Origin of the sequence: Croceifilum oryzae (assembly GCF_030814315.1) — a bacterium.
Classification (GTDB): Bacteria; Bacillota; Bacilli; order Thermoactinomycetales; family Thermoactinomycetaceae; genus Baia; species Baia oryzae.
Map to the genome: position 1 here is coordinate 224,176 of NZ_JAUSUV010000002.1, position 14,414 is coordinate 238,589.

14 protein-coding genes, 1 riboswitch and 1 other annotated feature are annotated in these 14,414 nt (G+C 42.8%); of the genes, 10 read left to right on the plus strand and 4 right to left on the minus strand.

Annotation, left to right across the window (positions count from 1 at the left end; translation table 11 throughout):
• Window positions 1–4 precede the first annotated feature (4 nt).
• The 5 genes from J2Z48_RS02855 (at window position 5) to J2Z48_RS02875 (ending at window position 6,533) form a co-directional block, all read left to right on the plus strand.
• On the plus strand, window positions 5–784 hold the full coding sequence (locus J2Z48_RS02855) for a YlmH family RNA-binding protein (protein WP_307250829.1): 780 nt from the start codon (window positions 5–7) through the stop codon (window positions 782–784).
• Between the two features lie 101 nt (window positions 785–885).
• On the plus strand, window positions 886–1,854 hold the full coding sequence (locus J2Z48_RS02860; RefSeq protein ID WP_307250831.1) for a DivIVA domain-containing protein: 969 nt from the start codon (window positions 886–888) through the stop codon (window positions 1,852–1,854).
• 73 nt (window positions 1,855–1,927) lie between these two features.
• Window positions 1,928–2,166: a binding site (T-box leader), on the plus strand.
• A 66-nt stretch (window positions 2,167–2,232) separates the two neighbouring features.
• Window positions 2,233–5,019, plus strand: a complete 2,787-nt coding sequence (gene ileS / locus J2Z48_RS02865; protein WP_307250832.1) for an isoleucine--tRNA ligase — start codon at window positions 2,233–2,235, stop codon at window positions 5,017–5,019.
• An 83-nt stretch (window positions 5,020–5,102) separates the two neighbouring features.
• The gene (gene lspA / locus J2Z48_RS02870; RefSeq protein WP_307250834.1) at window positions 5,103–5,594 is read left to right on the plus strand and encodes a signal peptidase II; all 492 of its coding nucleotides are present in this window, start codon (window positions 5,103–5,105) and stop codon (window positions 5,592–5,594) included.
• Between the two features lie 15 nt (window positions 5,595–5,609).
• Window positions 5,610–6,533, plus strand: a complete 924-nt coding sequence (locus J2Z48_RS02875) for an RluA family pseudouridine synthase (RefSeq protein ID WP_307250982.1) — start codon at window positions 5,610–5,612, stop codon at window positions 6,531–6,533.
• A 61-nt stretch (window positions 6,534–6,594) separates the two neighbouring features.
• Here J2Z48_RS02875 and J2Z48_RS02880 read toward each other — a convergent pair whose 3' ends face one another.
• Window positions 6,595–6,849, minus strand: a complete 255-nt coding sequence (locus J2Z48_RS02880; protein ID WP_307250836.1) for a YciI family protein — start codon at window positions 6,847–6,849, stop codon at window positions 6,595–6,597.
• A gap of 76 nt (window positions 6,850–6,925) precedes the next feature.
• Window positions 6,926–7,474, minus strand: coding sequence for a TVP38/TMEM64 family protein (locus J2Z48_RS02885; RefSeq protein ID WP_307250984.1), 549 nt, complete (start codon window positions 7,472–7,474; stop codon window positions 6,926–6,928).
• Window positions 7,475–7,639: 165 nt separating this feature from the next.
• Window positions 7,640–7,740, plus strand: a riboswitch (TPP riboswitch).
• Between the two features lie 60 nt (window positions 7,741–7,800).
• Here J2Z48_RS02885 and thiD point away from each other — a divergent pair.
• The 5 genes from thiD (at window position 7,801) to J2Z48_RS02910 (ending at window position 12,439) form a co-directional block, all read left to right on the plus strand.
• Window positions 7,801–8,607 (plus strand): bifunctional hydroxymethylpyrimidine kinase/phosphomethylpyrimidine kinase, encoded by an 807-nt coding sequence (thiD, locus tag J2Z48_RS02890; protein ID WP_307250838.1) that lies wholly within the window; start codon window positions 7,801–7,803, stop codon window positions 8,605–8,607.
• The gene (gene thiE / locus J2Z48_RS02895; protein WP_307250840.1) at window positions 8,595–9,215 is read left to right on the plus strand and encodes a thiamine phosphate synthase; all 621 of its coding nucleotides are present in this window, start codon (window positions 8,595–8,597) and stop codon (window positions 9,213–9,215) included. The genes thiD and thiE overlap by 13 nt, the downstream gene beginning before the upstream one ends.
• A 408-nt stretch (window positions 9,216–9,623) precedes the next feature.
• Window positions 9,624–10,205, plus strand: a complete 582-nt coding sequence (locus J2Z48_RS02900) for an ECF transporter S component (protein ID WP_307250842.1) — start codon at window positions 9,624–9,626, stop codon at window positions 10,203–10,205.
• Window positions 10,183–11,691, plus strand: coding sequence for an ABC transporter ATP-binding protein (locus J2Z48_RS02905; RefSeq protein ID WP_307250845.1), 1,509 nt, complete (start codon window positions 10,183–10,185; stop codon window positions 11,689–11,691). The genes J2Z48_RS02900 and J2Z48_RS02905 overlap by 23 nt, the downstream gene beginning before the upstream one ends.
• Window positions 11,645–12,439: an energy-coupling factor transporter transmembrane component T family protein gene (locus J2Z48_RS02910; protein ID WP_307250847.1), complete on the plus strand. Its 795-nt coding sequence runs from the start codon at window positions 11,645–11,647 to the stop codon at window positions 12,437–12,439. Before J2Z48_RS02905 ends, J2Z48_RS02910 begins: the two co-directional genes overlap by 47 nt.
• A gap of 25 nt (window positions 12,440–12,464) precedes the next feature.
• On the opposite strand, the gene J2Z48_RS02915 is transcribed toward J2Z48_RS02910, so the two are convergent.
• Both J2Z48_RS02915 and J2Z48_RS02920 read right to left on the minus strand, forming a co-directional pair.
• Window positions 12,465–12,686, minus strand: a complete 222-nt coding sequence (locus tag J2Z48_RS02915; RefSeq protein ID WP_307250849.1) for a hypothetical protein — start codon at window positions 12,684–12,686, stop codon at window positions 12,465–12,467.
• 227 nt (window positions 12,687–12,913) lie between these two features.
• Window positions 12,914–14,194, minus strand: a complete 1,281-nt coding sequence (locus tag J2Z48_RS02920; protein WP_307250851.1) for an MFS transporter — start codon at window positions 14,192–14,194, stop codon at window positions 12,914–12,916.
• Between the last annotated feature and the right edge of the window lie 220 nt (window positions 14,195–14,414).

A 14,414-nucleotide genomic window follows, 5' to 3' on the forward strand; every position in this document is an offset into this window, starting at 1 on the left:
AACAATGAACAATTCTAAGGTCTTTATGCATTTTCGTCCTGAAGAACGCCCTTTTGTGGAGCGCTGCTTTGATTGGATCCAATCATCCAGTGAACGAAGTATGGTCGTTACAACTCCCTTTCTGGACCCCAGAGAACAGTTTATCTACCAGACAATTTCTAATCGGGAAACAGATGTAGCTTGTCTGTTAGACGGTGGCTATCCTGTTGCCGAGCGAAAAAGGGTGATCATGGCACCTGACTATTTTTCCATAGACGAAACTTGGTCTGATGTTGCTTTTTTACGGATTGAGACATCTGATCACAGGCCACTTGAACATCCTGATGTACTAGGGGCGGTGCTAGGTCTTGGAATCAAGCGAGAGATGCTCGGTGATATACAGCCTCATAATCATGGTTGTGATTTGGTTGTCGCGCGTGAGATGAGTGATTTTCTCCTCCTCCATCTGTCTTCCGTAGGCCGTAAAAAGGTCACCGTACAGACGATCGCGCGAAACCAATTTTTTTATTCCGAACCAGATCAGGTCCCGAGAAATATCATTGTAGCATCGCTTCGACTAGATGCAATTGTCTCAGAGGCATTTCGTATATCTCGTTCCAAATCACAGTTGATGATTAAAGGGAAGAAATGTAAAATAAATTGGCAGCTTGTCGATCAAAGTGATAAATTGGTAGAACCGGGTGACACGATCTCTGTGCGAGGATCAGGGAGGATTCGCGTGATTAGTGTCGAAAGAATGACAAAAAAAGGAAGAAATGTCGTGCGGATTTTATCCTTTTCTTGAAGGAATCCACCTAATTTTGGTTATTGGGTGGTCAAACAGAAGGATATCTGATAATATTGTCGAATAGAAAAGGCAAGCAAATAGACTCAGGAGGTGCGGTAATGAAATTAACACCTTATGATATTCATAATAAGGAGTTCAAACGATCATTCCGTGGATATGATGTTGACGAGGTAAATGACTTTTTAGATCAGATTATCAAAGATTTTGAGTTGTTGACCCGTGAAAAATTAGAGATGGAACAACAGGTTGAAGATTTACAAGCTGAACTAGAGCGTATTATGGACGGAGAAGCATTTAGTCAGACAAGGCCCCAACCACAATATCAAGTAGATCCGGTTCAACCGATGATGACGCAACAGCAACAGCAACAGCAACAACCACAAAATCAATATCCAACACCACAGAACCAAATGCAGATGCAACAACAAATGCAACAAATGCAACAACAGATGCAGAATCAGTTGCAAGCTATGCAACCGAATACCAATGCACTTGCTTCTATGGAACAGAGCATTCATAAATCTATTCGTGTCGCACAAGAAGTGGCAGAAGAAGTTCGTTTGAATGCGAAGAAAGAAGCAGAATTGATCGTTCAAGAGGCAGAGAAGAATGCCGATCGAATTATCAATGAAGCTCTACAAAAAGCCCGTGCAGTTCACAGCGAACTACTCGATTTGAAACAAAAATCAACGATCTACCGTGCACGTTTCCGTACCTTGGTACAATCTCACTTAGATGTTTTGGATAACTCTTCTTGGGAATCTTTGGAAGAATTAGAGGAAAATCTAGAAGAGACAGGTAAGCAGTTGGATGCATTTGCTGAGCAACCTGTGGTACCTTCTCTAGAACAACCACAGAATCAACAAGAGTACTTGATTGAGGGAGCAAACAGTTTTGGAAATGAATACGATGAGTTTCCAAATGAGTTCCCTAACGAATTAGCAAACGAATTCCAACAAATGGGTGAAAACCATATGCTCGGAGAGGTAGCTTCTACATACATGGAAGACGACCAAGAGCCAAACCTTCGTAGAACTCGTAAGATGCGTAAAAAAGCAATGTTTTAGAAGAAATAGTCTTGCAGATGTTAACAAATACCTAACATCTGTGTATAATGATGAATAACATATTCTCATAACCACAATGGTTTTGATCGGGACAAGTAGGGCGATACGATTTTGTTAAGCGAACTGAGGGTTGGTGCGAGCTCAGTCAAGTCATCGTTCGAAGATCACCCGTGAACTGTCGTCCGAAATCGTCAGAGAGTAGGATGGACCGTGTCATTCACGTTACGAATGTTAGAGCGGATTTGATCGTTTCTGTGTTCAGATGATCAGAGCCATTAGGGTGGTACCGCGGGAAACCTTCTCGTCCCTAGAGGATGATGAAGGTTTTTTGTGTTGTATTTGTATATGATGATTCTAAAGATGAAGGATGTGTAGTAGATGGCTGATTATCGTAGTACGATTCATTTGCCTGTGACGGATTTCCCGATGAAGGGAAATCTCCCTAATCGAGAGCCAGAGATGCAAAAATGGTGGGATGAGATCGATATTTATCGTTTGGTTCAAGAGAAACGCAAAGGATCGCCGCAGTTCATTTTGCATGATGGACCTCCTTATGCGAATGGAGATATCCATGTTGGTCATGTATTAAATAAATCGCTGAAAGATTTTGTCGTTCGCTATAAAAGTTTAAATGGGTTTGACGCGCCTTATGTGCCCGGATGGGATACACATGGTTTGCCGATTGAACACGCTGTTGTGACGAAAAAGAAAGTGGATCGCAGATCAGTGAGTGTGGTCGATTTCCGTAATCTATGTACCGAATATGCTCTATCTTTTGTAGAGAAACAAGCTGATCAATTTAAACGCATGGCGATTCGTGGTGATTTTGAAAATCCATATATCACCTTACAACCAGAGTATGAGTCAGCCCAGATTCGTCTGTTTGGTGATATGGCTCGCAAGGGACATATCTACCGTGGAATGCGTACGGTTTATTGGTCTCCAACTTCGGAATCTGCGCTGGCAGAGGCAGAGATCGAGTATCAAGAGAAACGTTCAGCATCGGTATATGTGAAGTTTCCAGTGCAAAATGGAAATGGGATCTTGGATGAGGAAAATACCTTTGTCGTTATCTGGACCACCACTCCATGGACCATCCCTGCTAACTTGGCTATTTCGTTAAACCCTGAGTTTGAATACAGTGCTGTTCAAGTAGGGAATGAGAAATATATCATGGCCACTGAATTGGTAGAGGCGGTTATGACGACAGCTGAAGTGGAGGAGTATGAAGTCGTTTCTACTTGGGCAGGTCGTGAGTTAAATGGAGTTGTATGCCGACATCCATTTTATGATCGTCCATCTCCATTGGTATTTGGAGAGCACGTGACGCTCGAAGCTGGTACGGGTTGTGTTCATACCGCTCCTGGACATGGTGAGGAAGACTTTGCGGTTGGACAAAGATATGGTTTAGAGGTACTTTGTCCTGTTGATGGACGTGGAGTATTTACAGCACAAGCTCCTGGCTTTGAGGGTATGTTCTATGAAGATGGGAATAAAAGAGTTTCCGAGTTGCTACAAGAACGGGGCTTGTTGCTCAAGCTGAGCTTTATCAAACATCAGTACCCACATGACTGGAGAACCAAGAAACCGATCATCTATCGTGCGACAGAACAATGGTTTGCTTCGATTGATGGATTCCGTGGGCAGATGTTGGAAGAGATCAAAGATGTAGAGTGGGTGCCAACATGGGGAGAAGTTCGCTTAGGCAATATGATTGCCGATCGCGGAGACTGGTGTATCTCCCGTCAACGTACATGGGGCGTACCGATTCCTATTTTCTACTGTCAAGATTGCACAGAGCCTCACATCAATGATGAGACGATTGATTTTATCGCGAATCTGTTTGCAAAAGAAGGATCTACCTCTTGGTATGCAAAAGATGTAAGTGATTTAATGCCAGCTGATCAGAAATGTAGCAAATGCGGATGTACCAGCTTCCGTAAAGAGACTGATATTATGGACGTATGGTTTGATTCCGGAAGCAGTCACTTTGCTGTACTTGCACAACGAGATGATCTAAGCTTCCCAGCAGACTTATACATCGAGGGATCTGACCAGTATCGTGGTTGGTTTAACTCTTCTCTTTCCACTTCTGTTGCCACGACTGGAAAAGCGCCTTACAAACAAGTCGTTTCCCATGGCTATGTTCTAGATGGTGAAGGTCGTAAGATGTCGAAGTCGATTGGGAACGTAGTAGATCCGAATAAAGTTGCCAATCAATATGGTGCTGATATCCTACGTCTATGGGTTTCCTCTGTTGATTATCAATCGGATGTACGAATCTCGGATCCTCTGATCAAGCAAGTAGCTGAGGTATATCGGAAGCTGCGTAACACATTCCGTTTCCTTTTAGGAAACTTGGCGGACTTTGATCCAGCAGAAAACCATGTACGCTATGATCAGTTAACTGAGCTAGATCGTTATGTACTATCTAAGCTACAAGGCCTAATTAAAACAGTTACCCAGGGGTATGATACGTATGATTTCCACCAGGTATACGGCAGTATCCATACGTTTTGTACGGTGTTCTTAAGCCAATTCTACCTAGATGTCTTAAAAGATATTCTTTATGTAGAAGAGACAGACTCTCTACAACGTCGGTCTGCTCAAACGGTTATGTATGAGATCTTGAGGGCCTTAGATGTGATGATTAGCCCGATTATCCCTCATACAGCAGAGGAAGTATGGAAGTATATCCCGGGTGTGAGTGAGCAAAGCGTTCAACTGGCTGATTTCCCCGTGATGGATGGTACTTTGTGTGATCAAGCACTAGAGGATAAATGGGATCGATTCCTCGATATTCGAAGCGTTGTGTTAAAGGCACTCGAACAAGCACGTGCAGAGAAGTTGATTGGAAACTCGTTGGGAGCTACAATTGAAATCGTACCTAACCTAGAGAGTGCACAGTTGCTAGCAAATTTAGATAACCTGCACCAGCTCTTTATCGTCTCAGGAGTAGAGGTTCTTCCGGCTTCCTCTGAAGTTCCAGCAGAGCAAATGGTGGAAGTAATCGTCCATGTAGCGGAAGGTGATAAATGTAACCGTTGTTGGACCATCTCTCCTACTGTCGGAACGCATTCATATAGTAAGCATCAAGAGCTATGTGAGCGTTGTGCAAGTATTGTTGAAAAAGAGTATCCTGACTTTGAAGTAGAAGCAGAATAGTGAGCATTACGATCAATTTGGTAAGAGAGCGAGTATACAGCGATGTATGCTCGCTTATAGTGCTAATATAGGGAGGTACCCACTTGAGATATTGGCTCACAGCATTGACTATCATTGTGATAGATCAGTGGACAAAATGGCTAGTTGCCTCTAAGATGGCACTGGGGGATTCGATTACGGTAATCGATGGATTCTTTCATCTTACTTCCCACCGAAATCGTGGAGCGGCTTTTGGCATTTTACAAAATCAAAAATGGTTTTTTATTACGGTTACGTCTATTGTAATTTGTGCTTTAATTTATTTTCTATGGGCAAGCCGGAAAGAGCACCCACTCATGAAGTGGGGATATGCGAGTGTATTAGGTGGAGCACTCGGGAACTATATTGATCGTGTTCGAATGGGTGAAGTTGTAGATTTTCTACATTTTCAATTTGGTTCCTATGACTTTGCGATTTTCAATGTAGCAGATAGTGCAGTTTGTGTAGGAGTAGCAATCTTATTTCTTGGTATATTATTAGAACCAGGAAAACCTGTTCCAGAAAAATTAGAGTCCAATCATACGAAGGAAGCATAAAAAATGAGCGAACAAATGGAAGTAGTTACGTTGCAAGTGGAGGAAGACCGTTCTGGAGAACGATTGGATAAATGGGTGAGTACCTATGATCCAGATTGGTCTCGTGTGCGGGTGCAAGAGTGGATTAGTGGGGGTCTTATCACGGTAGATGGTAAGCCGAAAAAGTCCAACTATAAAGTTCGTACAGGTGAAACGGTGGAAATTTCCGTTCCACCAGTGGAAGAGTTACAAGTAGAAGCGGAAAACATCCCACTTGATATCGTGTATGAGGATGAGGATGTTATTGTCGTGAATAAACCGCGAGGCATGGTTGTGCATCCTGGAGCTGGTAATAATACAGGAACGCTAGTAAATGCATTGTTATACCATTGCAAAGACAGCTTATCTGGAATTGGCGGAGTCGCTAGACCGGGCGTTGTACACCGTATTGATAAAGATACCTCTGGATTATTGATGCTAGCCAAAAATGATCATGCTCATCATTCGTTGGTGGATCAATTAAAAGCGAAAACGGTAGAACGGGTTTATGCAGCGATTGTTCATGGATTAATTCCTCATGAGCACGGAACAGTGGATGCCCCAATCGGTCGTGATCCAATCCATCGCCAACGCATGGCGATCAATCACAACAATGGGAAAAATGCTGTTACCCATTTTCGAGTCAAAGAACATTTGAAAGATACTTCTCTTATTGAGTGTAGATTAGAAACAGGGCGTACTCATCAAATTCGGGTTCACATGAAATATATCAACTTTCCTCTTGTAGGTGATCCTGTATACGGACCTTCCAAAAGCCCAATACGCTTTGAAGGGGGTCAAGTCCTGCATGCGCAAGTGCTTGGATTTGAACATCCGAGAACAGGTGAGTTTATGAGATTTGAAGCTGAACCACCAGAAGATTTCCAGGCGTTGTTACGGAAGTTACAAAATCAAATGTAGAAAAAACCTTCTAAGATGACATTCTTAGAAGGTTTCTTTCGATCCAAGATGAATCAGTAGATTATGCTTTCCATTCGTGTAATTCCAATCTCCGAACCCCTTGTAATACATATGGGTCGTTGCCAGCTAGTTCTTGAGCTTCCTCTAGAGAATCAGCTAGGTAGATCACCAAGCCGCCTGCACCATCTGTAAAAGGTCCTTTGGCAAAGATTTTTCCTTGTTGTTCTAAGTTCGTAAGGTAGTCCACGTGTGCTACGCGAAATTCGAGGTTTAACTCAGGCTTCTCCATATGTAAAATTGCGGCATATTTTGACATGTTATATCCCCTTTACATAAAAATATCGGACAATAAATTAAGTGTCCACCTTTTGAGAGGCATTTGCAAGCATGTTTTAATCAACAGCTTGCTTCTTCTTCGAATACCACCACAAAACAATCCCAACGACGACTAAGCCTAAAATGGTCCATTGTAAAGCCCGACCAAGTTGTTGGAATCCGAGGAATGTGACTACTTCTAGTGTGATCGAAGGGATTTTGCCGATGCCTGTTGTCCAGATGAAATCAATCAGTCGAACATTGGTAAATGCGCCGGCTACGTTTACAACTCCTGATGGGAAGAAGGGAGCTAATCGGACCGTTAGGAGTGAGAGCTGTTGTTTGCCTCTGGGGAGGGAGTTACATTTTTGTATCCAACGCCAATTGCCTTTTTTCTCCCCTTTCCACTGTTGAACCCCTTTTCGGTATAACCAAAATGCGAGTGAAGATCCCACTAATTCACTTAACCATGATAATAAGAAGCCCCACCAAGGGCCCCAAAGAATGATGTTGATTCCAGTTACAAATATGGATGGGATGACACCTAGTAAATTTAATAGGACCGTAAATAAAAAGCTAAGTGGAATGGCCCATAAACCCAGGGCGGAGAAAAACTCTAGTATCATTTGTGTCAAGAGGTCACCTCAGATCGAAGCAATACAATCATTTCATTAAGTTTACTTGTTATTTTCATGGAATACCATGGGAATTGGTTTTAACTACATTCTAAAATTTGACGATAAAATGAAAATATGGTATTTTGAACTTGTTTCATTCCAATAACATATGGATCGAGCCACTAGGGGAATCAAGGCGATTGAGACGGGAGAAACCCGGACCCTTTGAACCTGATCTAGTTGATACTAGCGTAGGGAAGTGGAGTAGACTTATACATAATAGTCGCTCCTCGTCTAGGTGCGGCTTTTTTGTTATGTGAAAGGAAGGATGAAATGTGGAGAGGAAGCATGTTCTTACAATTGCTGGAAGTGATAGTGGGGGTGGAGCAGGGATACAGGCAGATTTGAAAGTTTTTTCTGCACTGGGTACATACGGCATGAGTGTCATTACCGCCGTTACCGCCCAAAATACGTTGGGGGTTACAGCGATTCAAGAGATCGATGCACAAATAGTAAAATCCCAACTAGATGCTGTGTTTTCCGATATCCGAGTAGATGCTGTGAAAATTGGGATGGTTTCGAATCAAGAAATTATGGATGTTATTGCAGAGAGCATACAGCGATATCAACCGCCTCATGTAGTGATGGATCCAGTTATGATTGCTAAGTCTGGAGACCCCTTATTGCAGGAGGACTCCATTGCTACGTTGCGAAGCGTCCTACTCCCAATGGCAACGCTCATTACGCCTAATTTGCCTGAAGCGGAAGTGTTGCTTGGATGCAACATCACTTCCACCACGGAGATGCGACAAGCGGTGAAAGAACTAGCTGGAAAAATGAATACACAGGTCCTGCTAAAAGGTGGGCATCTGGACGGGGATGCAGTTGATATTCTTTCCACAGGTAAGGAGTTTAGCAGTCCACGTATTGAGACCCCGCATACGCACGGCACGGGTTGTAGCCTTTCTTCTGCTATTGCGGCCTATCTTGCTTTAGGTGAGCCGATAGATGAGGCGATCGCAAAGGCGAAAGAGTATGTATTTCAAGCGATTTGTCATGCTTTCCCTATTGGAAATGGTCACAGTCCCATTCATCATTTTTATCAATGGGATCAGGGAGGGAGAAAGGTATGGGATTCATAAATGATCTTCGTCTTTACCTTGTCACAGATGAGCAACCTAATCTATTGCCACGTGTAGAAAAGGCAATCCAAGGAGGAGTAACTTGCGTTCAGCTTCGACGAAAGAAGATAACGGATGATCAATTTATCGAAGAGGCTCTGCAAGTGAAGCAGTTGTGTCGTCAGTATAAAATTCCCTTTGCCATCAATGACCGCGTGGAGATCGCTCGTGAAGTGGAAGCAGATTGGTTACATATTGGTCAGGAAGATAAGGGAATTCTATATGCAAGGGCAATCGTAGGGGGAATGACGAAGATTGGTGTATCGGTCCATAGTGTTGAAGAGGCATTAGAGGCTGAGAGATCAGGTGCTGATTATGTGGGCGTAGGCGCTCTATTCCCTACATCGTCCAAGCCAGATACGATCCCGCTTCATCTAAATACCTTACGATCTATTCGAAAGGCGATCAATATTCCTATTGTGGGGATTGGCGGTATTACGGAAGAAATGATAAAACAAGTTCCTCCTGGTATTGTAGACGGATTTGCTATTATATCATCTATACTTTCTGATCAAGATCCTAAGTCTGCGGCAATTCGAATGAGAAGTGTTATGGAACAACAATGTTAGATAATAAGGAAAAAGAGCTTGTTGACGATCTATTGGATAATCAGTGCTGGGAGAGTCTGTTCGATCACAGCTCAATACCAATCCTGCAGGGGGAAGTAGAACTGTCCGCTCCGCAATCCTTCGCTGGGGCAGGTGCAAAACTCGCAAAGAGCACTCAGACATGTTGCACCAAAAGCGCCCCATGCTACGGATCACTACGCTAAGTAGGATTGCTAACATCGCTTAGTGATCGAACAGATTCTTTTTTTGCCACTTGCCCGAAGCATCGATAGACGAAGCGGACTTGCTTTTCCACATCCTCGCAGGCTCACTATTTGAGCTTTGGTCAGATACATGCCCCGGGCTAGAAGAAATGACTGATTTATCAACAGACCCAATAACACAAAGAAAAAGAAAGAGGAGACACTCATGAAAAAAGGATTAAAACTTACCGACATCCTAGTAACCATCGTAATTTCACTTGTATTTGGCGTCATTTATAAACTTTGGAGCCCTATATACTCGGCTGTAAAACCAATTGGACTACATGTGGATCAGTTGTTGTATGGAATGTGGTTTATGGCAGGACCGCTCGCTTTTCTCATTATTCGAAAGCCGGGCGTTGCGTTACTTGCTGAGACTGCTGCCTCTTCAGGTGAGCTTCTCATGGGGAGTGAATGGGGATTATCAACGTTAATATATGGCTTGATTCAAGGTTTACTTGCTGAACTCATTCTTGCTTTATTCCGTTATAAAAAGGCAAATGTGTTGGTTGTTAGTTTAGCGGCCATTGCTTCTTGTGCGGGATCGATTGTGTTTGATTATTTCCAGGGTTATATCGATGCGTTGGTATGGTGGAATTTAGGACTATTCTTCATCGCTCGTTTTGTGGGATCGGTACTGATTGCAGGTGTTATTGCGTATGGACTTGCAAAAGCATTAGAGAAAACAGGGGTTACGGGGCTCGTGAGAGGAAGTACAGAGGCAGATGTACGATCACTCGATGATTAAGGGCGGTTATGGAGTTCATAAGCTTCGACTAAAATTTCCAGGTGATGAGAGCCTCCTTTTTCGGGATTGTGATTTTCAATACCAAAAAGGAGAGAAGATTTTATTCTTAGGACCGTCAGGATGTGGGAAGTCGACCTTGCTTCAAGTATTAGCAGGGTTGATTCCACATGCGATAGATGTTCCGATGAAAGCGCAGCAAGTGGTAGTGCCTGAATCAACTGCGGTGGTATTTCAAGATCCAGATACTCAATTTTGTATGACTCATGTGGATGAAGAAATCGCATTTGTATTAGAGAATTTGCAGATTCCGAGAGAAGAAATGCCGGATCAAATCAAAAAATACGTATCTGTTGTTGGACTCGATCTAGAAGATGTACACACTTCCATCCATACGCTTTCTGGTGGGATGAAACAACGCCTGGCAATAGCCTCTGCGATGGCACTTCAGCCAGAGGTATTATTTTTAGATGAACCAACGGCTTTTTTAGATACTGATGGAACGAAACAAGTATGGGAAACCATTCGTCAGCTTCCAGATGATCAAACTTTACTAATCGTGGAACACAAAATCGAGGAAATGATGGATGTAGTGGATCGTATCGTCCTATTTCGCCCCGATGGAACGATTTTAGCAGATGGGAAGAAAGAGGAAGTTTTAGCGAATTACCAAGAGCAATTACGAGAATATGGAATCTGGTATCCCGGTATCTGGGAGGAACGATTGATTTATCGTTCGAATGATTCTGTCACAAGTCAAGCAGATTCCCCATTACTCGCATTAAGAGACTTTCAAGTGCTTCACTCGGGGGATGTGAAACTACAAGTTAGCCATGCTGATTTGTATCAGGGTGAATGGATTGCAGTGATAGGTAAGAATGGAGCGGGTAAAAGCACCTTGCTTCAAGGAATTCGTCAACTGCTGAAAACCAAAGGAAAGCTACTCTACCAAGGATCACCCATCGCACGAGCTGATTTGCAAAAGATTGGTTTTGTCTTTCAAAATCCAGAATTGCAATTTGTCGCGAGTACGGTAGGGGATGAGGTAGCTTATACCATTCGACAAGCTTTGAAGGACCCTACTGAAGAAGAGATTCATCAAATGGTACAGGAACGCCTAGAGATGTTTTCTCTATGGGAACATCGTCATAAACATCCTTACCAGCTATCCGTAGGTCAGAAGCGACGACTTAGTGTTTGTGCGACGATTCATGAGAATCATCAAATCTTACTCTTGGACGAGCCAACATTTGGATTAGATGCTCAAAACACGTTTTCATTGCTGAATTGGCTGGAGGAGCTTCGTCAAAGCGGTACGACCATCGTGATGGTAACACATAGCGAGGAAATCGCTCGTTACTATGCGGATCGAATTTGGTGGATTGGGAAAGGACATTTGCAAAAAGTGAGTTCCAATGGAGTGTCTGGAAAGGAGCTTGAAGATGGAGGGAATTGCGAAAGAGACGTGGCTTCATCGAGTAAACCCTAGTGTCAAGCTCCTGCTGTTACTAGGAGTTCTGATTGCGCTTTTATTTATCCATAATCTAAATGTAATGCTATTGCTCAATATCGTGATTATCATTTGTTTTTGTTTTGGAACAGGGATTTCCAGAAAATATGCGCTCTTATTTTTCCTTCCTTTTTTCCTGCTCTTTTGGAGCTCTGTATTGACCATGGCGTTATACGGAAAAGGGAGTACCTTATGGTGGGAATGGGGGATCTTTCGAGTATCTGAAGAAAGTTTCTTTCGAGGGGTTCATCTTGGCTTTCGTGCACTTACCTTTGGATTGATCGGGCTAATCTTTGTTTGTACTACTCATCCCGTTCGCCTCTTTTACTCGTTGATGCAACAACTCCATTTTCCACCTAAATTTGCTTATAGTTTTATGGCTTCCATTCGCCTCTTACCGATCATTTGGGACGAGTTTCACACCATTCGCATGGCTCACCAAGTACGTGGATTTTCACCCGGAAAGGGATGGAAAGGATTTAAGCGCAAGCTGTCCGCCTATGCCGTCCCTCTCCTCGCCCAAAGCATCCGTCGTGCGTACCGAATCGCAGTCGCCATGGAAGCCAAACGCTTCAAAGGAAATCAAAAACGAACTTACTATTATCAACTCTCCATCGGGAAATGGGATCTCTTATTTCTCCTATTCCTACTCGGGATCACAGGCGTTGTCTGGGTTGGGAGCGAATGGATTCAACTACTCCCGAATCAGGATGTTCGATTGATTTAGATTTGACTTTCGGTATTGATCCAAATCATGGCGTCCCTGGCCCTTGAGGTCCTTGAGGTCCTTGAGGCCCTGATGTTCCTGTTGCTCCTTGAAGCCCTGTTCCTGGAGGTCCTGTTGGCCCTGTTGGTCCCACTGAGTTGCGTAGTCTACGAAGTAACCGTCGTAGACGTTGCTCGAGGCGTTTGCAACGGTCGCAACATCGGCCATGTTTGCAATTACATGAAGAAAGTTCGTTTGATTTAGACATAGCTTTTTTCTCCTTCCGATGGGTTACTTCATATTATGAATAGTGTTTATATTTGCCGATGGACGCTTTTCTCATTTTAATAAGGTGCTAATGCGTATTTTCAAAGCCTATGTTTCATTTCAATACATACTATATAGTGGTCACGGTACATCCATCCAATAAATAATTTAATCAACAAGTCTGCATAAAAGCACTATCCAAGCGGAATCTCCACTTAGATAGTGCTTTTATGCGCTTTCCTTCTCCTGCACAGGAATAGGAGCAAACTTATCCTTGATCTCACTAGCTAATTTATCTAAATTCCCATCAATCTGATTTAACCACGGAATCAATAAACCGATTATACCTGCTATGATCGAGAGAGCACCTGCTATCAAGAAAATAGACGGAGTACCAAACCATTCCGAGATCCATCCACCTGTGATGCTTCCAAGCGGAATGCAGCCTTGTCCGAGTAGAAGCCGAACAGACATCACCCGACCCAGATGACTATCGGGGATTAACTGTGCGAAAATAGATTGGCTATGAGTGTTAAAGAAAGGCATGGTCATTCCTAGTAAGAAAAAGAAGGATAAGGCAAGGTAATAGTTGGTCGTAAAAGAGATGAGACAGGTAAAAACCCCCGTTGAAATCAAGCTTCCCATCATGAATTTACTTCGAGAGTGCACATTCCCAATCCATCCAGTTATGAAAGCAGCACAGATAATTCCTACAAAAAAAGAGGAACTTAATAAACTAATCTGTGTGTAGTTAATGTGTAAGACCTTTTGTCCGTAGGGGACGAGTAACATAAACCACATGGCCATGCCCATGGTAGTCACGGCCGCTAACAGCATAACTACAGTTAGAGCAGGGATCTGGCGGAAGAATGAAAATCCTTCCCCGATGTCTTTTTTGATTTGGGAGAAAGATATGGTAGAATTCTTAGTGGATTTTTCGAGAGTTTCTTGTGATGAATTTTTAATGAATCCAATTAAAATACTTCCCAAAAACACGCTCCCTGCAAAAATCCACATCCCGGATTCAGCACCTGACCATGCGATAAAAAAGGAAGCAACTAATGGACCCGATACGCGAGCGGATGAGGAAAATGATTCTAGCAACGAATATCCTCGTACTAGCTGATCTTTTTCTAGCAAACTAGGGATTAATGCCATCCCAGCAGGTAAAAATAGAGCAGCGCAAGAACCTAAGATCATAGCGGCAATAAAGAATAACCAGATGTGAAAGGTTCCTAGTAATAGAGAGATACAAAGTCCGCTGATCACCACGCCACGTATGATGTTTAAAGTACTCATTAATGTAATCCGATTAAAACGATCAATAAAGCCTGTCCCGAGTAATCGAAGGACGGTTTCAGGGAGTACAAAGCAGAAAACAAGGCTCCCCATCAGACCTGTTGAACCGGTCTTTTGGAACAGAAGAACTTCGATACAAAAAAGCCCAATTGCTTCGCCTAGCACTACAAGTACGTCTGCAGAAAAAAGAAGCCAAAATGGTTTTTTCATGGAAAATCACTCCTATTTTTATATTAAAGGATTTCCCTATTAATGGACAGTCTAAAAACAGACTCATATGGAGTGACGAGCGAGTCAGTATGATGGTTTCTTTGTTCTTTAAATTTATTTAATTAAAACTAAAATTTTATTAATGACGAATTTAAAATAATGTAATAAAATATAAAATTGGTTGTAATGGTATTTTATATGTGCTACTATCTGATGGGGT

Coding starts and splice junctions, on each gene's coding strand:
- J2Z48_RS02855 (WP_307250829.1), top strand. CDS start 5: ATGAACAATTCTAAGGTCTTTATGCATTTTCGTCCTGAAGAACGCCCT.
- J2Z48_RS02875 (WP_307250982.1), top strand. CDS start 5,610: ATGGAAGTAGTTACGTTGCAAGTGGAGGAAGACCGTTCTGGAGAACGA.
- thiE (WP_307250840.1), top strand. CDS start 8,595: ATGGGATTCATAAATGATCTTCGTCTTTACCTTGTCACAGATGAGCAA.
- J2Z48_RS02910 (WP_307250847.1), top strand. CDS start 11,645: ATGGAGGGAATTGCGAAAGAGACGTGGCTTCATCGAGTAAACCCTAGT.
- ileS (WP_307250832.1), top strand. CDS start 2,233: ATGGCTGATTATCGTAGTACGATTCATTTGCCTGTGACGGATTTCCCG.
- J2Z48_RS02920 (WP_307250851.1), bottom strand. CDS start 14,194: ATGAAAAAACCATTTTGGCTTCTTTTTTCTGCAGACGTACTTGTAGTG.
- J2Z48_RS02885 (WP_307250984.1), bottom strand. CDS start 7,474: ATGATACTAGAGTTTTTCTCCGCCCTGGGTTTATGGGCCATTCCACTT.
- J2Z48_RS02905 (WP_307250845.1), top strand. CDS start 10,183: ATGTACGATCACTCGATGATTAAGGGCGGTTATGGAGTTCATAAGCTT.
- J2Z48_RS02915 (WP_307250849.1), bottom strand. CDS start 12,686: ATGTCTAAATCAAACGAACTTTCTTCATGTAATTGCAAACATGGCCGA.
- J2Z48_RS02880 (WP_307250836.1), bottom strand. CDS start 6,849: ATGTCAAAATATGCCGCAATTTTACATATGGAGAAGCCTGAGTTAAAC.
- J2Z48_RS02860 (WP_307250831.1), top strand. CDS start 886: ATGAAATTAACACCTTATGATATTCATAATAAGGAGTTCAAACGATCA.
- J2Z48_RS02900 (WP_307250842.1), top strand. CDS start 9,624: ATGAAAAAAGGATTAAAACTTACCGACATCCTAGTAACCATCGTAATT.